This window comes from Methanomicrobium sp. W14, from assembly GCF_017875315.1.
Lineage (GTDB): Archaea > Halobacteriota > Methanomicrobia > Methanomicrobiales > Methanomicrobiaceae > Methanomicrobium.
Map to the genome: position 1 here is coordinate 290916 of NZ_JAGGMM010000003.1, position 22727 is coordinate 313642.

A 22727-nucleotide genomic window follows, 5' to 3' on the forward strand; every position below is an offset into this window, starting at 1 on the left:
TTTCATCTATTTTTTCTCATGGAGGGTTTTGACCCATTCCCTGTTCGCCCAGAGTGCACACCCGCCCCCGGACTCGGTGAGCATACCGTGACTCTTTCTTATCTTTTCCAAAAGACCCGATTTAAGGGCGTCCTCCAGGGGAACGGTCTTCAGGTTCATGTCGGAAAATGGGGCGGCAGGGCAGGGTTCAAGGTCGCCTGAAGGACTTACGTGCACAAAGCCCCTTCCGGCCGCAAGGCACCCGCCGTATGCATCCTCGTCGCCCGGAAAACCTATGAAAAGTGCAGGGAAACGGTCGCAGTATTCATGAAGCTTTTCCCGAAGGTGCGACTGCTGCTCCTTTGTCAGGACAAGGTCTTCGGTCCCTGCTTCAATCGGGACGTATTCGACGTATACGAACGCCAGAACACCCCTTGAGACCATGTCGCTGACGAACTCCTCACCGGTTACGCAGGGCATGTTCTTTGAGGTGACCATAAGAGAGCAGCCGAAAAACATTCCCCTCTCAGAAAGCCTTCTGCAAACATCCATCAGCTTTTCATATGTCCCTTCCCCCCTGCGGAAATCCGTCTCCACTGAAAAACCCTCAAGGCTCAGCATCGGGACTATATTTTTGTGTCTACCAAGCTCTTTTGATACGGCTTCGTCTATAAGAAGGCCGTTTGTAAAAACGGGAAACAGCATCTCGTGATATCTCTTTGCAAGCGAAAGGATCAAAGGAAGCCTGAGGAACGGTTCTCCTCCCGCAAAAACGACGGCAGAGACTCCAAGGTCCCTTGCCTGCGATATTATATCCGACACTTCCTCATCGGTCATATCTGAACTGCCTAAACGGCACTCACGGGAGTTCATGTAGCACCCCATGCACGTCAGGTTGCAGCGTGACGTAAGGGATATCATCATGACGCCCGGGACCAGGACTCCCTTTCTCTCGTATTCAGCCCTCTTTGCTGCAGCCTTTTTCTGGTGATATGCTATCTTTGCCCCCGTAAGGACAAGTCCCGGATTTTTCGAGGCAATCCTGCCCGCATTCTTTATGGTCGCCTCTATAACCCCGTCAAATATATCCCTGTACGACCTTTCCTCTCTGCATTCGCTCATATTATGTACTGTTTAAATGTATATTGAAATCAGAAAGAATTAACCCAAAAAGAATATCATAAAAGCAGACAGGAAGAAAAGAAACCTTCGGTTTAACTAAAGAAGTATGATAAAAACGGATATGAATAATTAAAAAAAGGAAGAGATTTTTTGTATAAAGCCTTTATTTCATGTCTCATCCGGGGTGTTCAGGCCAAGATAATCATAAAGTGCATCTACACCCGGCTTCTCCCCCAAAAAGTTCTCGAGAAGAACCATGTTGTCTTCTGTATTCCCTTTTGAATAGATGTCATCCCTAAGTTTTAAGCCAAGGGTTTCGTTTGTCATCCCGTATTCTTTGAATTTTTCATCAATATCAAGTGCGTATACCTTAGACCAGAGGTACCCGTAATAGCCTGCATCATACCCCCCCATAAGGTGCGGGAACGTCGCCTGCGGGTGAATAAGGACAGGAAGACCCTCCCCGAAGACCTCCTCGTACGTGGAGTTCCAGACGTTTGTAGTATTCACAGGAACCGTTGAATTATGATAATACATGTCCACAAGGGAATACATCAGCTGCGAACTGTAGCTGATGCCTTTCCCGAAATCTCTTGCGGAGATTACACTTTTAAGAAGCGAATCAGGAATCTTTTCCGAAGGCTTGTCGTATTTTCCGGACATCAACTCAAGAATTTCCGGGTCCCATGCCCACTCCTCAAGGGTCTGTGAAGGTGTCTCAGTAAAGTCAAAGTCCACATTATATCCCGAAAGCGTGCCGTAAGGCGACTTTGAGAGTATAATATGCAGGGAATGACCGGTCTCATGGAAGAGTGTTTCGATATCGGATACCGAAAGAAGACTCGGTCTGCCGTTCTGCGGTTTCTCAAAATTACCGATTATGACCGCAACGGGCTTTACGTATTCGCCGTTCTTCTCTCTTCCCGTTATAACCATTTCGGCTGCAGCTCCGGTATATTTGCCGTCACGGACATACGGGTCGACGTAAAGGTAACCCAGAACCTTCCCGTCAGACGAATTCGTGACCTCATACAGGCTCACGTCAGGCGACCAGACGGAGGCGTTCTCAACCTTTATGAAATTTACCCCGAACAGCTTTCCGCATGTATCGAAAACGCCGTTTAAAACACTCCCGTATGGGAAATACGATTTCAGCTTCTCCTCATCGTAGCTGTATTCGTTTTCTTTCAGGATATTTGAAAGATAAACCTTGTCCCACGGGAAGACTGTCGTCGCATTTGAATCAATGCTCTTCTTAACCTCCAGGAGTTTTTTCATCTCCTCGTCGTTTTTCTCAGAGAGGGGCTCTTTTATGGAGTTAAGAAAGTCCATCACATTGCTTACGTTTTTGGCCATTCTGTCAGAAAGGACATATTCGGCCCAGGTGGAATACCCCATCTCCTCTGCAATCCTCGTCCTCAGGGATATTGCTTCCTCAATAAGCTTCGTGTTTTTGTCGGCCTCAATGTTGCTGTAGGCTATATATGCTCTTTTTCTAGCATTTTCGTCATCCGCATATTTCATCACTATTGCGTAATTCGGATAGTTTAGCTTCACGCTGTAGTTTTTGTCTGCTGTCCTGTCAAATTTGTTCAGGTCAGACTGCGATATCCCTGCAAGTTCCTCTTTCGTAAACTCAACAACCGAATCGTCGGAATTGATATTGTAGTTGTATTTTGTTTCAAGAGAACTCAGGTTCGTTTTCATATCCCTTATTACGGCCGTTTTGTCACCAGAAAGGCCAAGACCGTTTTTATCGAACTCCTCCATGACAACATCATACAGGCGCTGTTCAACGGGATTTCCGGCAGTCTGACCCTTCATTGCGTTATAAAGGTCTTCCCTGGTGTAAACGTCGTTTAAAAATGAGTTGTATGAGTCCTTTGCACCAAGACCCTCAGCCAGAACCTCGGGGTCCGGGAAAATGTCCCCCACCAGGGTCATTGGAGACATCGCATCGGAATAGTCCGTCATCACGCTGTCAAACGCTATAACAGTGTTTTCAAAAGTCCTGTATTCAGGAGGAATGTTTGCTATAGTGTTCAGGGAGGCGTTTGCCGAATCCTGCGCCTCCTTTGCCAGAACCGGAATTTCACCGGAAGAGTAGTTCATCTTTACGCCAGGGTCAAAGGTTATGTTGTTTATCCCTGACGCTGCTGCAAAGGACGTGGTTCCGTTCACAAAAATTAAAAATAAAGTTAATATAGACAAAAAAAAGCAGCAGAAAACAGGATTCCTGCACATATATATTGATATCAATGTCATAATTTCATAATTATGCCTGAAAACTGATAAACAGTTGCATACTGTCCCGAAAAATAATGGAGGGCTAAGTGTAAAGGAAAAATCTCTCTTATATTCTGACGACTTTAGGCGTCAGCTTTTCCCCGGCCTTTGGCTTTTCCAGAGGATAACCAAAAGCGATAGTCCCTACGGGACTGGAGCCTTCAGGAATCCTGAACTTTTCCAGGAGTTCTTTGTTTTCGTATGCAATCTCGGATGACCCGACAAAACAGCTCCCGACTCCAAGGGCGTGAGCTGCAAGCATCATGTTTTCGGCACACAGCGAACAGTCTATATCCTTAAAACGGCAGGTATTCTTTCCCGCGATAAGGATAACGGTCGGTGCGTTGTAATAAATGGAATAGTTCTCTCCTTCAAGAAGCTTTCTGAACTTATCGGACATGCCCTCATGGGAAACAGATTTTCTCATATTCGACAAAAGAACAGGTGCACAGTAATCAGAGATTTCCTTAAGAAACTCTTTGTCCTGTATCACGACAAAAGCCCACGGCTGGAGTGCAAGAGCGGAAGGTGCATATGTACCAGCAAGAATTATCCTGTTTAGAATCTCATCAGGAATCTGCCTTTCCTCAAATTTTCTGATGCTTCTGCGTGTCATTATGGCATCCATCGTATCCATTTTTAGTCCTCCCCGTTATGATAAGTCTCTTGAAAATTTTGGAATAAAAAACTATCCCCTCCCACAGGGGGTGACAAATTAACATTCAGAATTTTAGGTTAAGTGGGTTAATTAATGCAATTAATATTATTTTATGATAATACTAACAATGAAGCTCTCATAACAATTATTATGTGTTCAGCAAATTTCTGCGGGGTGAGAGATTGTCACAACGATTCATCCGGCATCCTCCGTTGATCCGTTTATATCCGCACTGATGCTCGGAATAGTGGCCTTATGCATATTCGGCATGGCTGTTATCTCAGGGCGTTTCTGTCCTGAATTCGGAGGAAGGCTGTTTTGCCACGAAACAACTATTTAATTTCACTCATTTTTGCAGTTCTGCTGATAATTTGCATTTCTGCGGGTTATATATTCGTTTCAGGCCTAGGCCAGTCCCGGGGAGACCAGACCGAAATTTTAAAGGTTGTTATGCCATATGATGAATCTGTATAACTTCTTAACTTCTGCCCTGACACAGACAGCTGAAAATTACAGCAGTGACCACAACGCAGGAATTGAAATAACAATAGTTCAGGGAAGAAAGAAAATAGTCTCGGAAATCCTGAACGGCGATATTTCGCCTGACATCGTAATACTTTAAAAGAGCTATCCCTTATTCAGTCTCAGCGGCCTTTATATTTTCAGCCAGAAAGGGATCATAAGTTCCTAAGACTACCTGTGCACGGGAAAATCAGAGCTTATTTCAGGAGAATACAGCAGGATAAACGGTTTTTCTGACCTTAATAAAAACACGAATTTCGCAATCATCGACCTTGACAACTATCATGTGCCCCGGGGTGCCTTGCAAACTACATAATTTCGTCTGAAAACATAACGGTTAATCCCGTCCTGTGTATTGATACGGGGACTCTCTATCTGACCGTAAAGAACGGCACTTGCTGATTGCGACCTGCATGTTGGACAGTGAATTCAAAGCTTTTGAAAATTAGTACGGCAGAAACCTTAAGGAAACGGAACTTTCGCAGTACAACATGGACAACTACATCGCCGTAATGAATACGTCTGAAGATGTTAAGTCCGCAGAAGATTTTAAGAATTACGTATTATCTCCGGGATTTTTCTAAAAAGGCCTCAATGTTCCAAAAATTTTGAATAAACTCACATTTTCCTAATAAACCATGAATAAATTCTCTGATAATAAAACTCATAATTCAGACCTTAAGGCAGGTTAAAAAGCTTGTAGAAGGCAACCGGCCTTTACACAGGACAAGTCCAACAGAATCCTTTCACTTCAGAAAAAAACAGGAAGGTTTTATTCAGACCTTTTTTTCAATGATATAAACGTTCAGGTTTTCCAGCGGAACAACCCTTAAGCTACCTGATTTGTTAAGATAAGATTCAAGTGAATGAAGGTCTACTCCGGTAAATCCGTCTTTTCCGTGAAGAATTTCAAATCCTTCAGGTGTAAACTCCGCTATTATGAAACGAAGATAAGAAACACGGGAGATTTCAGCCAGAGCTTTTTCTCTTTTGTCCTCAGGAATATGGTGCAGTGCACCAAAGCATATTCCCACATCAAAGGCATCATTGCAGTAGGAGAGGTTTGTTACATCCTCTTTTTCAAAACTTATCTTTTCGGAAACTCCCTCGTTTTCCGCTTTTTCCTCCCAGACTGCAATTTTTTCAGTATCAATATCGATTGACGTTACAAAACAGTCGTACCCTTTCGCAGCCATGATGCAAAGAGGCCCGGCCCCGACGTCAAGCACTTCAAGATCGTTTACACCCGCAATCTCAAGAACTTTTTTCCGTTCATCAAGAAAACTACTTTTGTCATGCGGTTTTTTTGTATCTTCTGAGTGTTCCATTCTCACTTTCTTTTTGTCTTTATTGCAGATGAAATTTTGCAGGCGCCGGGAACAAAAGAATACTTTAAAAATGAGCGTTTAATTTGACATTACTCTAAAAATTGTTGTATTTTTTGGTTTTTTACAGATTGTTTCAGCAGGAGACAAAAAAAATTTCTTCCCCCGGTTAATACGTACCGTACTTCTTTACGGCGTCTGTTAAAGCCCTGACATTTTCAGGTTTTGAAGCTCCGGATATTCCACCTCCGTCGACACCCGGGAAGACAATGAAGCCGCCGTCTTTACAGTCGGTAAGAAGACTCTTCATGTAATCATCCATCTTCTGCGGCGTCCCTCCTATCAGAAGAGAGCTTGAAGGCCCTCTAAAGAGAATAATGTGGTCGTCAAGGACTTCCCTTACCTTCCTCGGGTCGGTCTTGTCAAAAATACCAATGACCTTGCCCTTCGGGAGCTCGAGAAGTTTTTCAAGATGTGCATCGTGCCTGCCCTCAAAGAAAACATACGGTGTCTGTCCCATCTTAATTACCTCCTCAAGGACTTTTTTAAGTGAAGGCCAGTAGAACTCGTCATACTGTTTCGGATTTAAGTATTCGTTCAAGTGAAGCGGGAAGAAGCACTCGACAATGTTCGTTCCGAGAGCTTCTTTCAGTTCAGGAGGAAGTGTCCCGGTAATTCTTGCCGAATCTATGAATTACGGTGTTACTGCATCGGTTGCCGCTTTAACCTTGTCCTTCCTCCTGTAGATATCAAGAACAATATTCTGTATATTTCTCAGGTCGTCGCTTATGAAATCAAGCGGTGCATAGCTATCATTGGAATGGACGGGAGGCTGCACTCCTGCGCAAGCGACATGATAAGGTCGGTCACTGCATTGCCGTATTTTTCAAGCTCTGCACCGTATTTTGTCAGGGTCGCACCTGCCTCGACAGAACCGGGGTTTGCAAGGCCTTTGCAGATTCTGGGAACAGCCTCGTTGCACACGAAACCAAGCGGGTCAGCTATGAATTTATCATACTCGTCCACCTTCATGATTTCACTGCCGATAAACTGCGGGTGCAGGTCATCTTCAAGCTCAATACCAGGCCATTTCGTGAAAACGTCACCGAGAAGCTTGTGGAACCTTGCCGAAGGAACAAGTTCAGGTGCGTTCTTCATCAGGTAAAAACTCATGAACGAGGCTTCAAGTCCGGTCACGACACCAAGGGAATCAAAATCGAAATCTTTGCCGACCTTAACAGCCGCCTGGCGGTTCTTTTCATAGTCAAAGAAGATATCTTTTGCAGTATAGCCGGAATAGTGCGCATGGAAAAGGATAACAAGGGATGTCACCGGGACTCTGTCAGGAGTTTTGCAGTTTATTTTATCCTCTATCCTTGCAAGCCTCTCACGGAACAGTTCACTGTGTTCCATAATTATCACGCCCCCACAAGCTTTCTGAACTTCTTTACACCCGATGTTGCATCATCCGACCATTCGTCGGCACCGGTGTACTTCATGGTCTCTTTGTCTGTCCTTCCGCCGCCTACGACAATCTTTACCTTGTCGCGAAGACCGGCTTCCTTTATCTTCTCGACAATATTCTTCATTGACTCGGTGGCTTCGGTCAGAAGTCCGCTTAATGCAACGATGTCAGGGTTGTTCTCCCTGATTGCGTTGATATATGAATCAGCAGGCTGGTCCACTCCAAGGTCTATGACCTTAAAGCCCTCAGCTTCAAGAAGAGCTATGATGATGTTCTTTCCGATGTCGTGAACATCTCCCTCGACAGTTCAGATAACAACTGTTCCGATGTTCTCCATCTGGCTGTCGCCGAATACAGGCTTTAAAACATCCATAATCTGCGAAAGGATTTCACCTGTCATCATAAGGTCTGAAACAAAGAACCTTCCTTCCTCAAATCTTTTACATACGATATCCGTGGCTTTCCTTACATCCTCAATTATGAGTTTTGGGTCTTCCTTGGCTGCAATTCTCTGGTTTAAAATATATGCCTTCTGCAACAAAAAAACGAAAAAATCCACAAAATTTTTGCAACAAAAAAGTTTAAAGGAGATCTTTTGGCAGACGTACTGAAAGTACATTAATTCTTATGTGACGAATGAAAGAGCAAACCAGAAAAGTTCTGATTAAAAAGGTTTAATATAATAAGATATTCAGAATTCCTTTTTTAAATCATTAAATACGAAAACAATCTGGAATGATTTCCAGATAGAATATACTTTTTTCAGACCTGCTTTTTATCCAGGAGCCTTTTAAATTTTCCAACGCCTGAAGTTGCATCATATGACCATTCGTCGGCGCCTGTGTACTTCATGGTCTCTTCGTCCGTCCTTCCGCCACCTACGACAATCTTTACCTTGTCGCGAAGACCGGCTTTTTTTATTTCGTTTATTATATTTTTCATGGACTCGGAGGCCTCGGTTAAAAGTCCGCTCAGTGCAACGATATCGGGATGGTACTCCCTGATGGCATTTATATATGACTCGGGGGGCTGGTTAACACCTAAATCGATGACCCTGAAACCTTCCGTCTCAAGAAGAGCTATAACTATACTCTTTCCGATATCATGGACATCACCTTCTACAGTACCTATAACTACAGTCCCTATGATTTTTTCACGCCTTACACTTAAAACAGGGTTTAAAACCTCCATTATCTGTGAAAGCACTTCACCAGCCATCATAAGGTCTGACACAAGGTAGTCACCGTCCTCAAACCTCTTTCCGACAATTCCCGTAGCTTTCCTTATGTCCTCAATTATATTCTCCAGATCCTCATCGTCAGCAATTCTTTTCTTCAGAATATTAATGCACTTCAGCTCATCAAAATCAACAATTGCATTTATGAATTCATCTCTTCTGTCTGTCATTTTATAACCATTAACCCGCTCTCAGACACACCAATGTGTACCAATTGGGTATCTATAAAGGGTTATACTAATACTTTTTCCATAATAAAACCGGAATAAATAAGTTACACAAGAAATGTTGTATTAGAATAAGATTATTTTCATGGATATTGATGCTTTTTAAGCTTCTGTTCTGTGCAGTATATGTTGCTATCCAAAAATATATATATAAAAACCTTATGCGCCTCACCTCTGAAAATGAGATTAAGCAAACAGATTTAACCGGAATAAAGCCTGAAAACTTAGATAAATCACTACATCGCCAAAAAAGAGAAGCTTGTTAAAAACAGAATTATCCAAAAAAGACCTTTTTCAAAAACGGGATCGAAATCACTGCAAATCTCTAATACCATTTTAACTATTCAACCTGATTTTATGCAAAAAATTAATGGAGGGAACTGCCCCCGCAACATTCAGGATTTACTTTTTTCCTTTGGAAAAGGGTTGACAAAAACCGAAGCAAAAGCTCCGACTCCCAGAAGTACCATTCCGGCAAACAGAGGCATTGCAATGGCGTCGCCGGTGATGTTACCGATAAAATCAATCCAGTAGCCTGAAAGGAAGGCAAAAACTCCCATGCAAACAGTCATTATAGACGTCGACTTTGCAACGACCTCCGGGTTTGCCATAACTCCTATTATCATAAGAACTCCCGGGTACATTATGGAAAATCCTGCCCCGGTCACGGCAATACCAAGTGCCACAATAACGACATTTCCTCCGTAAAACACAAGGCCAAGGCCTGCCGCCATGCAGAAGAGTGCAATTGAAATTATATACCTCCTGGTAATGCTTCTTGTCGAAAGACTACCGAAAAGAGCGCCTGCAATCATCCCTCCTATGGTGTAAAACGAAAGTACAATTCCTGCAACCGTTGAATCTCCAAGCGAATTTTCGGTCATAAAGCTTGACATATTAAGGAGCACAGGATACAAAAGGAGCAGTGCGATTCCGAAGGCTATTGATATCATCCACACTCCGGCAGGGACCTTGACCTTATCCTGCGATTCAGATGACCCCGTTTCACTTACAGACTTTTTCTGCGGTTCCGGCAGAAAAAGCAGGACCAAAACGAACGATGCTATTGCAAAGGCATGAGCCCAGAAACTGGCATGCCACCCGAAACTTGCGAAAAAACCCCCAAAGAACTGGAGGATGATTCCGCCGACATTCATTACTATGGTTCCTACGCCAAGCAGTTTCGCCTGCATATCACCTTCGTAAAAATTCAGTATCAGGGCACTTCCCAGAGGAGAAATCAGCCCGAGACCAAAACCGAAGACTGCACGGTTAATAAGAATTACATAAAAATTATCGAGAAATACCGGAGCTATTCCTCCTATAATAAACAACAGAATTCCAAGAGCTGCAAGAGTCCTGTACTTCATCTTTGACCCGGCTATTACACCCGCGATAACAGATCCTGGGATCATCAGAAGCGATGGGAGATTTGATATCAGGAGAAACGTACTGATGGAAAGGTCGGGGAATGCATCCATAATTACGTTAAGCGCAGGTGTGATAACTCCAAGTCCCATCATCAAAAAAAAGATTGACATTATCGTTATCACTACGACGGGTGAATCAGGATTAAATGCCTGAGATTTATCCATTTCAAACGCCTCCTTAGTACCCGCCGTATTTTATTACTGCATCAACAAGGGCTTTTACGTTTTCAGGCTTCGCACTGCCGGAAATTCCTCCGTCTACACCGGGCGTTACTATCATTCCACCCTCTTTGCAGTCGTCCAGAAGGCTTTTTACGTAAGTTTCCACTTTCTGCGGTGTTCCGGCAATTAAAAGGGAGTTGGGCGGGCCGCTCACAAGGACGAGATGATCTCCCAGGACATCTCTTACCTTTCTCGGGTCGGTTTTGTCAAACAGACCGATTACCTTTCCTTTAGGAAGGTCCAAAAGGCTCTCCAGGTGAGCGTCCTGCCTGCCTTCGAATACAACAAAAGGCGTCTGGCCCATCTTTATTACTTCTTCAAGAACTTCGAGAAGCGAAGGCCAGAAATATTCATCGTAAAGCTTAGGGTTAAGATACTCATTCAGGTGAAGCGGAAACATGCACTGGACGATATCCGTTCCTGCCTGTTTTCTTACCTCCTCGGGAAAAGTCCCGGTGACTTTCGCGGACTCCACCATAACAGGTGTAAGAGCGTCTACTGCCACTTTGACCTTTTCAGGACACCTGTAGAGGTCAAGCGAGAGGTTTTTCATGTCCCTCAAAAAATCGCTGAGGAAATCAAGGGGTGCACTGCTCCATCCTGTCGGAATCAAAGGCACTTCATATTTGCCTGAAAGTTCAGCTGACATTTCTCCCATAACCATGTTGAACTTATTAATCTCGGCACCGAAACTGGTAAGAGCAGCGTTGTATTCGGAAGAGCCCGGGTCATTTAAGGACCTGCATATTCTCGGGAGAAGAACCCTGTTGATGAAATCGTAAGGGTCCTCTGCAAGTTTTGCATATTCATCGGAGGACATTACCTCCCGGCCGATAAACTGGGGAGCTGCATCATCTTCTATCTCGATGCCGGGCCACCTTGTATAGACGTCATTCAGGATTTTATGAAAGGGAGCCTGCATCAGAGCGGCCGAGGGTGCTATCTGGGGTGCATCCTTCATCAGGGCAAGAAAACTGTAAAACCCCGCAACTCCTGTAATGCAGGCCAGAGTATCAAAATTGAAGTCACGGGCGGTCTTTAGGGCCGCATCCTTGTTCTTCAGATAGTCAAGGGTGATGTCCTTTGCAGTATATCCCGCATAGTGTGCATGAAAAAGACTTGTTTCAGCATGAACCGGAACTCTGTCGGGCTCTTTTCCTTTTATTACGGCTTCAAGCCTCTCCAGCCTCTCCGTGTAAAGTTCACCGGGCTCCATTTCAGACCACTTCCGGGTCATCAACAGTTTTTCGTATCTGTAATTCTGTGCACTGTGACTTAAAAAAGTCCAAAAAAGTATTTAGCAACTTTTTTCTTTTGTCTGTCATTAGTATAACCCCGTACTCACCCCTAAGGTGAGATAATTGGGTATCTATAATGAGTTTTACAAATAGTTTATCAGCAAAACTTATATAATGAATTTATTTAGGCAACAATAGTTGTTGTATATAATTATTAATTTATTTTATATATGTTAACGGAGCATGATCCGCAGATATCGTTTGCCCATATACATAAAAATAAATATGTCCAGGCATACGCGCTTTATTTTAGATAAATAATAGAATAAAAAGCATAATTAAATTTTTTAGGACTTTTTCTATGATATTAAGAATAATTTTAATACACAACCATCTAAAAATCAGGTTTGATATATAAAAAGATTCATTTCAACAATATGGCGCACCAGATGACATAGAATCATATCACAGACAGTTTACAAAGAAATTTTTAAAAATATGCGCCACAGCCGGCACTCACAGAAAAAGTGTCATAAAAAGAGCAAATTAATCAGGAAGATTCTCCTGACTTATTTGCAACGTCGTTTTTCGGGTACGGGTTGATGAATATCGAGATTACAGCACAGACAGCAACGATTACCATGCCCACGAACAATGGCATTGCAATTGCGTCCCCTGTCAGGTCACCGATTAACTCAATCCAGTATCCGGAAATGAACTCAAATATACCCATGCAGATTGTCATTATAGCTGTTGATTTGGCAAGAGCATCAGGTGTTACTATAAGGCCGATGAGCATCAGAACTCCGGGATACATCGTCGAGAAGCCTATACCAACAAACGATATACCGATAGTTACGAGGACAATGTTTCCTCCGTAGAGCACGAGGCCCAGACCTAAGGAAACAGCAAACATGGCGATTGTAAGAAGATACCTGCGTGTCGCCTTAAGCTTCGTCATTTTGCTGAATATAACTCCCGCAATCATTCCGCCTACCGTGAAGAATGAAAGTACGATACCTGCAACAGCCGACCCTCCGAGAGAGTTGATATCCATAAACGTGGACATGTTCAGAAGGACAGGGTAGAGCATAAGGACAGTGAAACCCCATATAAGGGACAGGGCCCATACCGAAGACGGTACTCTGACTTTTTCCTTGGGCTTGTCGCCATTCTCTTCCTGGACTGATTTGTTTGGTTCAGGCAGAAAGAGCAGAACTAAAATGAACGATATTATTGCAAAAGCGTGGGCCCAGAAACTTGCGTGCCATCCGAAACTTGCGAAATATCCTCCGAAGAACTGGAGAACAATACCACCGATGTTCATGACGATTGTTCCCATTCCAAGCAGCCTTGCCTGCATTTCACCTTCATACAGACCAAGTATAAGGGCACTTCCAAGCGGGTACAGCATACCGATACCAAACCCGAATATGGCCCTGTTCAGAAGGATTACCGAGAAGTCGTCAAGGAATACAGGAGCGATACCTCCGAGGGTAAACAGTGCAATACCGATAAGTGCAAGCACTTTGTATTTTACCTTGGTTCCGGCGATAGCACCGGCAATCATAGACCCCGGTACAAGTATCAGCGACGGCAGCGTTGATATCAGGTAAAATGTACTTATAGAAAGGTCCGGAAACGCCTTCATTATAACGTCAAGAGCCGGTGTGATTGTACCAAAACCCATCAGCAGGAAAAAGATTGACATTATCGTAATTATGACAAGCGGTGAATCAGGACTGAGTAATTTTGAATTAGCCATTGTAAAAACCTCCAATCTGAATTATGCAAACTATTTATTCAGTACTTTCCATACTTGTGGACAGCCTCGATAAGGGCCTTCACGTTCTCGGGCTTGGCGCCTCCGGAGATTCCTCCCTCAACACCAGGCGTAATTATCATTCCGCCTTCCTTGCAGTCGTCAAGCATACTCTTCATGTAATCATCCACTTTCTGGGGTGTTCCGCCAATCAAAAGCGAATTCGGCGGGCCGCTCATGAGAATGATATGATCACCGACAGCTTCCCTGACTCTTCTCGGGTCTGTCTTGTCGAAGTAACCTACAAGTTTCTTTTTCGGAATGTCAAGAAGCGTCTCAAGGTGTGCATCATGCCTGCCTTCAAACATTACATAAGGCGTCTGTCCCATATCGATAACAGTTTTGAATACCTTCAGAAGGGAAGGCCAGTAATATTCGTTGTAAAGTTTCGGGTTGAGATATTCGTTTAAGTGCAGCGGGAAGAAGCACTTTATGAGGTCAGTTCCGCAGGCCTTCTGAACTTCAGGCGGGATATTTCCTGAAACCCTTGCCTCTTCGATGATAAGAGGCGTTGTCGCATCGATTGCCTCTTTGACTTTGTCGCCGTTTCTGTAGAAATCAAGAATCATGTTCTTTATGTCACGCAGAAAGTCGCTTATGAAGTCAAGAGGAGCGTAGCCGCTTGCCTGTGGTATAGAAGGATAGCCGCATTCGCCAAGTGCCATAAAAAGCTTCGCGTTGTCTTCGGATTTTTTCTGTACTGCAGCACCATACTCGGCCATAGCTCCGTTGTACTCCGGAGAGCCGGGGTCCTTTAAGGCTGAGCACATCCTCGGAAGTGCAGTCCCGTGAAGGAAGCCGAGAGGGTCTTCTATGTAACTGTCGTACTCGTCAGGCTTCATTATCTCCCGGCCGATAAACTGGGGGGAAGCGTCGTCTGAAAGCTCGATTCCGGGCCATTTCGTAAATACGTCCTTTAAAACACTGTGGAAAGGCGCCTCCATCATCCTGGTGGCAGGACCTATTGACGGAGCCGAGTTTATGAACGGTATGGTCATAAAAGAGCCGTCAAGTCCGATAAGCGGTGCAAAGGAATCAAAATCGAAGTCCTGACCGGTTTTAACCGCAGCCTTTATATTAAGCTCAGGGTTGAGGATAACATCCTTTGATGTATACCCGCAATAATGGGCGTGAAACACATTTGTTGAAGCGATTATAGGCACCCTGTCAGGCTCCTTTCCTTTCATAACAGCTTCAAGCCTTTCAAGCCTTTCACGGCGCAGTTCATCTGTATCCATTTAGTTCGCCTCCACAAGCTTTCTGAACTTTTTTACACCCGATGTTGCATCGTCCGACCATTCGTCGGCACCGGTGTACTTCATGGTCTCTTCGTCTGTCCTTCCGCCGCCCACTACAATCTTTACCTTGTCGCGAAGACCTGCTTCCGTAATCTTTTCGACAATGTTTTTCATGGACTCGGTAGCTTCGGTAAGAAGTCCGCTTAATGCGACGATATCAGGTTTATTCTCCTGAATAGCCTTTATAAAGGCGTCTGCCGGCTGGTCTACGCCAAGGTCTACAACCTTAAAGCCTTCAGCCTCGAGAAGAGCTATTATGATGTTCTTCCCGATGTCGTGTACATCTCCCTCGACTGTTCCTATGACAACAGTTCCGATACTCTCCATCTGGCTGTCGCCGAATACGGGCTTTAAAACCCCCATAATCTGCGAGAGTATCTCTCCGGTCATCATGAGATCGGAAACAAAGAACCTTCCTTCCTCAAATCTCTGACCTACAATGTCTGTAGCCTTTCTTACGTCTTCGATTATCAGTTTAGGGTCTTCCTTGTCTGCTATTCTCTGGTTTAGAATCTCAATGCATTTCGACTCATCAAAGTCGATTAACGCATCAACGAATTCTTTTCTCTTGTCTGTCATTAGTATAACCCCGCACTCACCCCTAAGGTGAGCTAAATTGGTCTCTCTTGAGAGTGGTATAAAATACTTATTAAATGAAAAACGAAAAAAAAGGCAGATTTGACAATAAATTTTTCTATAAATCAAGTTTTCTTGAAATCTCAAAAAATTTGGGCTTATTTCTTGCAGATCGTATGCCCCTATCTATAAAGTTATATACTGTATATTTGTGCGCTTTTTTGGCTAAAAGACGTGACAAATCAGATTATCTAAATATTATGAACAAAAAAAACGATGACAATTTAATCAGATTAAAATACCACAATAAAAATGCCGTAAGCTACATTTCAGGAGCATAAAGCCATGAGAGTCGGGGGGATTTTAAAAAATCCCCTTTAGAGAAGAAAATGTATTTATGTGGAGTGACTATCCAGTTCAGTATTTCCCGTATTTGTGAACAGCCTCTACAAGAGCTTTTACGTTTTCAGGTTTTGCATCTCCGGAGATTCCTCCGTCTACTCCGGGCGTTATAATCATACCGCCCTCCTTGCAGTCTTCAAGCATGCTCTTGATATAATCGTCCACCTTCTGGGGTGTTCCTCCGATGAGAAGTGAGTTCGGCGGGCCGGTCATCAGTATCACGTGGTCACCGACTGCTTCCCTGACTTTTCTCGGGTCAGTTTTATCAAAGAAACCGATAAGCTTCTTTTTCGGGATGTCAAGCAAAGTCTCGAGGTGGGCATCGTGCCTTCCCTCAAAGATTACATAAGGTGTCTGGCCCATGTCTATGACTGTCTTGAATACCTTCAGAAGGGAAGGCCAGTAGAACTCCTTGTAAAGCTTCGGGTTTAAGTATTCGTTTAAGTGAAGAGGGAAAAAGCACTCGACTATATCAGTCCCGAACGCTTTTTTGGCTTCGGGAGGAATGTTCCCGGAAACTTTTGCGGACTCTATCATAAGAGGAGTCGTTACATCAACCGCTTTTTTCACCACATCGCCATTTCTGTAGAAATCAAGAACAATGTTTTTGATATCACGCAGAAAGTCGCTTATAAAGTCCAGCGGTGCATAGCTGTTTGCGGATGGTATCAGGGGATAACCGCACTCTCCAAGCGCCTGGAAAAGCTTTGCCGACGCTTCAGAGTTTTTCTGCACTTCAGCACCGAATTCCGCCATGGCCCCGTTGTACTCGGGGGACCCCGGATTTTTTAAGGCCTGGCACATTCTCGGAAGTGCAGTCCTGTGCAGAAAGCCTACCGGGTCTTCAATGTAGTCGCCGTACTCGTTAAGCTTCATTACCTCTTTTCCGATAAACTGTGGCGAGGCGTCGTCAGAAAGCTCCATTCCGGGCCATTTGGTGAAGTCGTCCTTTAAGACCTTGTGAAATGAGGCCTGCATAAACCTGGTGGAAGGCCCGAAAGAGGGCGAAGAGCACGTAAAAGGTATACTCAGAAATGACCCTTCTAGTCCCACAAGAGGGGCGAAAGAATCAAAGTCAAAGTCTTTGGCTGTTTTTACTGCTGCTTTCACGTTCAGTTCGGGATTGTGGATGATGTCTTTTGAGGTGTAGCCTGCATAATGAGCATGAAACACGCTCGTTGAAACAAGTACAGGAACCCTGTCAGGCTCTTTTCCCTTAATAACCGTTTCAATTCTTTCAAGCCTTTCGCGACGTAGTTCGTCTGCATCCATTTTAGTTCGCCTCCACGAGTTTTCTGAATTTCTTTACACCTGACGTTGCGTCGTCCGACCACTCGTCGGCACCTGTGTATTTCATGGTCTCTTCGTCTGTCCTTCCGCCGCCAACGACAATCTTTACCTTGTCGCGAAGACCTGCTTCCGTTATCTTTTCGACAATGTTCTTCATGGACTCGGTAGCTTCCGTTAAAAGACCGCTCAGAGCAACTATATCGGGGTTGTTCTCCTTAATGGCCTTAATGAACGCGTCTGCGGGCTGGTCTACGCCAAGGTCTATGACTTTGAAGCCTTCAGCCTCTAGAAGGGCTATGATGATGTTCTTTCCGATGTCGTGGACATCTCCCTCGACTGTTCCGATGACAACTGTCCCAATGTTTTCCATCTGGCTGTCGCCGAATACTGGCTTTAAAACCTCCATAATCTGCGAGAGTATCTCTCCGGTCATCATGAGGTCCGAAACAAAGAACCTCCCTTCCTCAAATCTCTGGCCTACAATGTCTGTAGCCTTTCTTACGTCTTCGATTATAAGTTTAGGGTCCTCTTTGTCTGCAATTCTCTGGTTTAAAATATCCATGCACTTCGACTCGTCAAAGTCGATGAGTGCATCGACGAATTCCTTTCTTTTGTCTGTCATTAGTGTAACCCCGGTCTCACAAGTAACTGTGAGGTAATTTGCTCTCTATAAACCGCCGTACTAATACTTTTCCTACAAAACAGACAGAATAAACCACACAATACAAAAGATATGGATTTAAGTAAATATTATCTAATAACAAACAGCACATCCAAGCCAGAATCATTGAGATCATTTGCCGCTACCAAAATATCTATATACGGATACATCTGTGCGCTTTTTTGGTAAATCAGGTGGGATTTCGTTTTCACCAGGATTTCAACCTGAAAATACCTGATCAGATACGTAATATTAAAAGCAGTAGTAAAAGTCAGATATAACATTTTTGAGCGTGCAGGAGCAGAATATATTAAATAAACAGTAGAGGTAATTCAAAAAAAATAAATTTAAAAATTACAGCCACTGCTAATATCCCGGCAAAAACACTGTTTTCAGGCGAAGCCAGCCTAAAAACCAGAACAAAGTTATATCTGAAGAGAAATTATTCCCTTCAGGCATATGGTTTTTTTATTTTGGTTTATTTAGTATGTACCGTACTTCTTTACTGCCTCAATAAGAGCTTTTACGTTTTCGGGCTTTGCATTTCCGGATATTCCACCGTCAACACCGGGGAAAACTATCATTCCGCCGTCTTTGCAGTCGTCAAGCATACTCTTCATATAACTGTCGACCTTCTGGGGAGTTCCTCCTATAAGAAGCGAGTTTGGAGGCCCGTATGCAAGGACTACATGGTCATCAAGGACTTCACGGACTTTTCTCGGGTCTGTCTTGTCGAATACACCGATGACTTTTCCTTTCGGAAGCTCAAGAAGCGTCTCGAGATGGGCATCATGCCTGCCCTCGAAGAGGACATAAGGAGTCTGCCCCATCTTTATCACTTCTTCAAACACTTTCCTCAGAGACGGCCAGTAATACTCGTCGTAAAGCCTTGGGTTCAGGTACTCGTTTAAGTGCAGCGGGAAGAAGCACTCCACAATATCCGTTCCGGCGGCTTTCTGCACTTCAGGCGGAATTGCACCGGTAACTTTTGCACATTCTATAAAGTAAGGTGTCAGTGCGTCAACGGCAGCTTTTACCTTGTCCCCGTGCCTGTAGAAATCAAGAACCACATGCTTAATGTCACGCATAAAGTCCCCGACAAAATCAAGAGGTGCGTAGCTCCAGCCCATGGGAAGAGTAGGAACACCGTACTGGCCTGCAAGAGACTGAACGAGGTCCGTCTGGAAAGCGCCTGATTTTGCAAGTTCTGCCTTATAACCGGAAAGAGCAGCATCTGCCTTTGGAGAACCGGGATTTGCAAGATTTTTGCATATTCTGGGGAGTGCAACCGAGTTCAGAAATCCAATAGGGTCTGCTATGAACTGGTCATACTCGTCAAGCTTCATAATCTCTGACCCGATGAACTGCGGGTGTGCATCATCCTCAAGTTCGATGCCCGGCCATTTGGTAAAGACATCACCAAGTATCTGGTGGTAATTTCCAAGCATGAACTTCGCAGGCGGGACAAGTTCAGGTGAACTTTTAAGGAGGCTTAAACCCATGAATGTCGCATCAAGGCCACCTATGGCAGAGATACTGTCCATGTCAAAGTCTTTTGCAACTTTCAGAATGGCCTTTTTGTTTTTTTCCGGATTAAAAAATATCTCCTTTGCAGTATATCCGGAATAGTGCGCCTGAAACAGCGTCATAAGGCCCAGTACAGGTGTCCGGTCAGGAGTTTTTCCTTTGATGACGTTGTCAAGCCTTGTAATCTTCTCTTTATATACTTCTTTTGCGTCCATTTTAGTCCGCCTCCACAAGCTTTCTGAACTTCTTTACACCTGACGTTGCGTCGTCCGACCATTCGTCGGCACCGGTGTACTTCATGGTTTCTTCGTCTGTCCTTCCGCCGCCCACTACAATCTTTACCTTGTCGCGGAGACCTGCCTTTTTGATCTCTTCAATGATATTCTTCATGGACTCGGTAGCCTCGGTCAGAAGTCCACTTAACGCGACGATATCAGGTTTGTTCTCCTTAATGGCCTTAATGAACGCGTCTGCCGGCTGGTCCACACCAAGGTCTATGACTTTGAAGCCTTCAGCCTCGAGAAGAGCTATGATAATGTTCTTTCCGATATCGTGGACATCTCCCTCGACTGTTCCGATGACAACTATCCCAATGTTTTCCATCTGGCTGTCGCCGAATACTGGCTTTAAAACCTCCATAATCTGCGACAGTATCTCTCCGGTCATCATGAGATCGGAGACAAAGAACCTTCCTTCCTCAAATCTCTGGCCTACAATATCTGTAGCCTTTCTTACGTCTTCGATTATCAGTTTAGGGTCCTCTTTGTCTGCAATTCTTTTATTTAAAATATCCATGCACTTCGACTCGTCAAAGTCGATGAGTGCATCTACAAATTCCTTTCTTATATCTGTCATTAGTATAACCCCGGTCTCACAGTTAACTGTGAGGTAATTTGCTCTCTATAAATGGTGATATTAATAGTTTTCCCGGAAAAACGCCTTAAAAAAAGAGAAAAACAAAAAAAATGTATATATTAAAACATTACTTAATCTAATTCCGGCAATCAGAGTCTTTTTCTTCAGTATACTATGCCTTGATACATATAATTATATATGATATCCTATATGCGCTTTTTTCCTGAAAAGATACATAATAGATGGTTTTAACCCGTATCAGGACGCCTGAGAATATGTTTCAACAGATAAAATTAGAATCAGTCTTTAAACCAGGATATAACTGTATTTGACCTTACAAGAGTAAAAGGAGACAAAAAATCCGAAAAAAATAAAAAAACAAAACCAGAAAATGTAAAATAACTAAGAAACCGGAACGCTGCATTCAGGTGAACCTGGAATAACTGACAAAAAAATACAGAAACAGATTATTTTAATTACATTTTTGAATATTTAAAAGAGGAACAAAAGCCTGCGGCTGTAAACATCACCAGAGCCGCATCAAAGCCAAACCCCTGCGAGACATGCCTAAATATCAAAATTGAAGGATTTAAACAAAGGAAAATATTATTTTAAAGGGATTTTCGTCCCTTTTGATATCAGTGTCTTTAGTATGTACCGTATTTCTTGACTGCATCAATTGCAGCACGGACGTTCTCAGGTTTTGCGTCTCCGGAGATTCCTCCGTCAACACCAAGGTAAACAAGCATACCACCGTCCTTGCAGTCATCAAGCATGCTCTTCATGTAACTGTCGACCTTCTCAGGGGTTCCACCTATAAGCAGCGAGTTCGGAGCTCCGTATGAAAGTATTACATGGTCGTCAATGACTTCCCTGACCTTTCTCGGGTCGGTCTTGTCGAACACACCGATAACCTTTCCTTTCGGGAGTTCAAGGAGTGACTCAAGGTGTGCATCGTGTCTTCCTTCAAAGAGGATGAACGGTGTCTGTCCCATCTTGATTACTTCTTCAAGGACTTCCCTGAGTGCAGGCCAGTAGTACTCGTCGTAGAGCTTCGGGTTTAAGTATTCGTTTAAGTGAAGCGGGAAGAAGCACTGGACAACATCCGTGCCGAGAGCTTTCTGCATCTCCGGCGGAACCTGACCAGTTACTTTTGCAGACTCGATAAGGTAAGGTGTGATAGCTTTAGTTGCCTCTTTGACCTTGTCACCGTGCCTGTAGAAGTCAAGAACAATGTGCTTTATATCACGCATGAAGTCCCCGAGGAAATCAAGAGGAGCATAGCTCCATGCTGTCGGGAATGTAGGCACACCGCATTCGGTTGCCATAGCCTGAATAAGCTCGCCCTGCGCAGCGCCGAATCTCTGAAGTTCCGCCCCGTATTTTGCCATAGCTCCGATTGCCTGGGCAGAGCCGGGGTTTGAAAGGTTCTTGCAGATTCTCGGAAGTGCTACAGTGTTCAGGAAATCAGTCGGATTTGCTATGAACTGGTCATACTCATCCAGCTTCATGATTTCGCTTCCGATAAACTGGGGAGCTGTGTCGTCTCCAAGTTCCATGCCCGGCCATTTTGTGAAAATGTCCCCGAGAGCATCGTGGAAGTACGGCTGCATGAACCTTGCCGAAGGAATGACCCCTGGTGCGTTTTTCATGAGGCTGATGCTCATGAATGTCGCTTCAAGACCCGTAAGAACAGTCAGTGAGTCAAGGTCGAAGTCTTTCAGGAAATTAATAACACATTCCTTGTTCTTGTTGTAGTCGTATATGACATCGTTTGATTTATACCCGGAATAATGAGCATGAAATGTGCTCACCATTGAAGTCATCGGAGTCCTGTCAGGGGTCTTTCCCTTGATGACAGCCTCAAGCCTTGCCAGCTTTTCCTTGTATATTTCAGTTGGCTCCATTTAAGCTCAAGCCTCCACAAGCTGTCTGAACTTCTTAACTCCTGAGGTTGCATCATCAGACCATTCGTCAGCACCTGTATACTTCATGGTCTCCTCGTCTGTCCTTCCGCCACCTACGACAATCTTTACCTTCTCGCGAAGACCTGCTTCAGTTATCTTCTCGACAATGTTTTTCATCGACTCAGTGGCTTCTGTCAGAAGTCCGCTTAATGCAACGATGTCAGGGTTGCTCTCCCTGATTGCGTTAATATATGAATCAGCAGGCTGGTCCACACCAAGGTCTATAACCTTAAAGCCTTCCGCTTCAAGCAGAGCTATGATGATGTTCTTTCCGATGTCGTGGACATCTCCCTCAACTGTGCCGATAACAACTGTACCGATGTTCTCCATCTGGCTGTCGCCGAACACAGGCTTTAAGACTTCCATAATCTGTGAAAGGATTTCACCTGTCATCATAAGGTCTGAAACAAAGAATCTTCCTTCCTCAAATCTCTTGCCTACGATATCCGTGGCTTTCCTTACATCCTCAATTATGAGTTTCGGGTCTTCCTTGTCCGCAATTCTCTTGTTTAAAATATCCATGCACTTAGACTCGTCAAAGTCGATAAGTGCGTTTACAAATTCTTCTCTTACGTCTGTCATTAATATAACCCCGCTCTCACGCAAAGGTGAGATAGT

General features: G+C 44.0%; 20 protein-coding genes and 1 pseudogene. 1 reads left to right on the plus strand and 20 read right to left on the minus strand.

Annotated elements, in window-relative coordinates; all coding sequences use genetic code 11:
* Window positions 1–6: 6 nt before the first annotated feature.
* The 3 genes from J2128_RS10675 to J2128_RS10685 all read right to left on the minus strand — a co-directional run bounded on the left by J2128_RS10675 (window position 7) and on the right by J2128_RS10685 (window position 4024).
* Window positions 7–1101, minus strand: coding sequence for a radical SAM/SPASM domain-containing protein (locus J2128_RS10675; RefSeq protein WP_209691425.1), 1095 nt, complete (start codon window positions 1099–1101; stop codon window positions 7–9).
* A 168-nt stretch (window positions 1102–1269) separates the two neighbouring features.
* Complete coding sequence (locus J2128_RS10680; RefSeq protein ID WP_209691426.1) at window positions 1270–3282, minus strand: M3 family metallopeptidase; 2013 nt, start codon at window positions 3280–3282, stop codon at window positions 1270–1272.
* A 172-nt stretch (window positions 3283–3454) separates the two neighbouring features.
* Window positions 3455–4024 carry a nitroreductase family protein gene (locus J2128_RS10685; RefSeq protein WP_209691427.1) on the minus strand — a complete coding sequence of 190 codons (570 nt, stop codon included), beginning with the start codon at window positions 4022–4024 and terminating at the stop codon, window positions 3455–3457.
* 478 nt (window positions 4025–4502) lie between these two features.
* Between J2128_RS10685 and J2128_RS10690 the strand changes: the two genes are divergently transcribed.
* A complete protein-coding gene (locus J2128_RS10690; RefSeq protein ID WP_209691428.1) occupies window positions 4503–4667 on the plus strand; it encodes a hypothetical protein in 165 nt (54 codons plus the stop codon).
* Between the two features lie 676 nt (window positions 4668–5343).
* On the opposite strand, the gene J2128_RS10695 is transcribed toward J2128_RS10690, so the two are convergent.
* The 17 genes and pseudogenes from J2128_RS10695 to J2128_RS10765 form a co-directional block, all read right to left on the minus strand.
* Window positions 5344–5895 (minus strand): class I SAM-dependent methyltransferase, encoded by a 552-nt coding sequence (locus J2128_RS10695; protein WP_209691429.1) that lies wholly within the window; start codon window positions 5893–5895, stop codon window positions 5344–5346.
* 166 nt (window positions 5896–6061) lie between these two features.
* Window positions 6062–6493 carry a uroporphyrinogen decarboxylase family protein gene (locus tag J2128_RS12755; protein ID WP_245323635.1) on the minus strand — a complete coding sequence of 144 codons (432 nt, stop codon included), beginning with the start codon at window positions 6491–6493 and terminating at the stop codon, window positions 6062–6064.
* A 185-nt stretch (window positions 6494–6678) separates the two neighbouring features.
* Entirely contained in the window at window positions 6679–7305 is a 627-nt protein-coding gene (locus tag J2128_RS12760; RefSeq protein ID WP_245323637.1) for a hypothetical protein, read from the minus strand.
* A 5-nt stretch (window positions 7306–7310) separates the two neighbouring features.
* A pseudogene (locus tag J2128_RS12765) lies at window positions 7311–7652 on the minus strand (B12-binding domain-containing protein); the annotation flags it as partial.
* A gap of 12 nt (window positions 7653–7664) precedes the next feature.
* Window positions 7665–7895, minus strand: coding sequence for a B12-binding domain-containing protein (locus tag J2128_RS12770; protein ID WP_245323674.1), 231 nt, complete (start codon window positions 7893–7895; stop codon window positions 7665–7667).
* Window positions 7896–8119: 224 nt separating this feature from the next.
* Complete coding sequence (locus J2128_RS10710; RefSeq protein WP_209691430.1) at window positions 8120–8764, minus strand: B12-binding domain-containing protein; 645 nt, start codon at window positions 8762–8764, stop codon at window positions 8120–8122.
* A 452-nt stretch (window positions 8765–9216) separates the two neighbouring features.
* On the minus strand, window positions 9217–10416 hold the full coding sequence (locus J2128_RS10715) for an MFS transporter (RefSeq protein ID WP_209691431.1): 1200 nt from the start codon (window positions 10414–10416) through the stop codon (window positions 9217–9219).
* A gap of 13 nt (window positions 10417–10429) precedes the next feature.
* Window positions 10430–11710 carry a uroporphyrinogen decarboxylase family protein gene (locus tag J2128_RS10720; protein ID WP_281069306.1) on the minus strand — a complete coding sequence of 427 codons (1281 nt, stop codon included), beginning with the start codon at window positions 11708–11710 and terminating at the stop codon, window positions 10430–10432.
* Window positions 11711–12261: 551 nt separating this feature from the next.
* Window positions 12262–13476 carry an MFS transporter gene (locus tag J2128_RS10725; RefSeq protein WP_209691432.1) on the minus strand — a complete coding sequence of 405 codons (1215 nt, stop codon included), beginning with the start codon at window positions 13474–13476 and terminating at the stop codon, window positions 12262–12264.
* A gap of 38 nt (window positions 13477–13514) precedes the next feature.
* Entirely contained in the window at window positions 13515–14771 is a 1257-nt protein-coding gene (locus J2128_RS10730) for a uroporphyrinogen decarboxylase family protein (protein ID WP_209691433.1), read from the minus strand.
* Window positions 14772–15410, minus strand: coding sequence for a B12-binding domain-containing protein (locus tag J2128_RS10735; protein ID WP_209691434.1), 639 nt, complete (start codon window positions 15408–15410; stop codon window positions 14772–14774).
* 414 nt (window positions 15411–15824) lie between these two features.
* Window positions 15825–17081, minus strand: a complete 1257-nt coding sequence (locus J2128_RS10740; protein WP_209691435.1) for a uroporphyrinogen decarboxylase family protein — start codon at window positions 17079–17081, stop codon at window positions 15825–15827.
* Between the two features lies 1 nt (window position 17082).
* Window positions 17083–17721 (minus strand): B12-binding domain-containing protein, encoded by a 639-nt coding sequence (locus tag J2128_RS10745; protein WP_209691436.1) that lies wholly within the window; start codon window positions 17719–17721, stop codon window positions 17083–17085.
* A gap of 521 nt (window positions 17722–18242) precedes the next feature.
* Complete coding sequence (locus tag J2128_RS10750; RefSeq protein ID WP_209691437.1) at window positions 18243–19502, minus strand: uroporphyrinogen decarboxylase family protein; 1260 nt, start codon at window positions 19500–19502, stop codon at window positions 18243–18245.
* A gap of 1 nt (window position 19503) precedes the next feature.
* The gene (locus J2128_RS10755; RefSeq protein WP_209691438.1) at window positions 19504–20142 is read right to left on the minus strand and encodes a B12-binding domain-containing protein; all 639 of its coding nucleotides are present in this window, start codon (window positions 20140–20142) and stop codon (window positions 19504–19506) included.
* A gap of 647 nt (window positions 20143–20789) precedes the next feature.
* Complete coding sequence (locus tag J2128_RS10760; protein WP_209691439.1) at window positions 20790–22049, minus strand: uroporphyrinogen decarboxylase family protein; 1260 nt, start codon at window positions 22047–22049, stop codon at window positions 20790–20792.
* 6 nt (window positions 22050–22055) lie between these two features.
* A complete protein-coding gene (locus J2128_RS10765) occupies window positions 22056–22691 on the minus strand; it encodes a B12-binding domain-containing protein (protein WP_209691440.1) in 636 nt (211 codons plus the stop codon).
* Between the last annotated feature and the right edge of the window lie 36 nt (window positions 22692–22727).

What these genes read in the sequence shown, in the direction of transcription:
- J2128_RS10765 (WP_209691440.1), bottom strand. Translation starts at nt 22,691, where the DNA reads ATGACAGACGTAAGAGAAGAATTTGTAAACGCACTTATCGACTTTGAC.
- J2128_RS10675 (WP_209691425.1), bottom strand. Translation starts at nt 1,101, where the DNA reads ATGAGCGAATGCAGAGAGGAAAGGTCGTACAGGGATATATTTGACGGG.
- J2128_RS10690 (WP_209691428.1), top strand. Translation starts at nt 4,503, where the DNA reads ATGATGAATCTGTATAACTTCTTAACTTCTGCCCTGACACAGACAGCT.
- J2128_RS10715 (WP_209691431.1), bottom strand. Translation starts at nt 10,416, where the DNA reads ATGGATAAATCTCAGGCATTTAATCCTGATTCACCCGTCGTAGTGATA.
- J2128_RS10720 (WP_281069306.1), bottom strand. Translation starts at nt 11,710, where the DNA reads ATGACCCGGAAGTGGTCTGAAATGGAGCCCGGTGAACTTTACACGGAG.
- J2128_RS10750 (WP_209691437.1), bottom strand. Translation starts at nt 19,502, where the DNA reads ATGGACGCAAAAGAAGTATATAAAGAGAAGATTACAAGGCTTGACAAC.
- J2128_RS10760 (WP_209691439.1), bottom strand. Translation starts at nt 22,049, where the DNA reads ATGGAGCCAACTGAAATATACAAGGAAAAGCTGGCAAGGCTTGAGGCT.
- J2128_RS10695 (WP_209691429.1), bottom strand. Translation starts at nt 5,895, where the DNA reads ATGGAACACTCAGAAGATACAAAAAAACCGCATGACAAAAGTAGTTTT.
- J2128_RS10745 (WP_209691436.1), bottom strand. Translation starts at nt 17,721, where the DNA reads ATGACAGACAAAAGAAAGGAATTCGTCGATGCACTCATCGACTTTGAC.
- J2128_RS10735 (WP_209691434.1), bottom strand. Translation starts at nt 15,410, where the DNA reads ATGACAGACAAGAGAAAAGAATTCGTTGATGCGTTAATCGACTTTGAT.
- J2128_RS10710 (WP_209691430.1), bottom strand. Translation starts at nt 8,764, where the DNA reads ATGACAGACAGAAGAGATGAATTCATAAATGCAATTGTTGATTTTGAT.
- J2128_RS10685 (WP_209691427.1), bottom strand. Translation starts at nt 4,024, where the DNA reads ATGGATACGATGGATGCCATAATGACACGCAGAAGCATCAGAAAATTT.
- J2128_RS10740 (WP_209691435.1), bottom strand. Translation starts at nt 17,081, where the DNA reads ATGGATGCAGACGAACTACGTCGCGAAAGGCTTGAAAGAATTGAAACG.
- J2128_RS10730 (WP_209691433.1), bottom strand. Translation starts at nt 14,771, where the DNA reads ATGGATACAGATGAACTGCGCCGTGAAAGGCTTGAAAGGCTTGAAGCT.
- J2128_RS10755 (WP_209691438.1), bottom strand. Translation starts at nt 20,142, where the DNA reads ATGACAGATATAAGAAAGGAATTTGTAGATGCACTCATCGACTTTGAC.
- J2128_RS10725 (WP_209691432.1), bottom strand. Translation starts at nt 13,476, where the DNA reads ATGGCTAATTCAAAATTACTCAGTCCTGATTCACCGCTTGTCATAATT.
- J2128_RS12760 (WP_245323637.1), bottom strand. Translation starts at nt 7,305, where the DNA reads ATGGAACACAGTGAACTGTTCCGTGAGAGGCTTGCAAGGATAGAGGAT.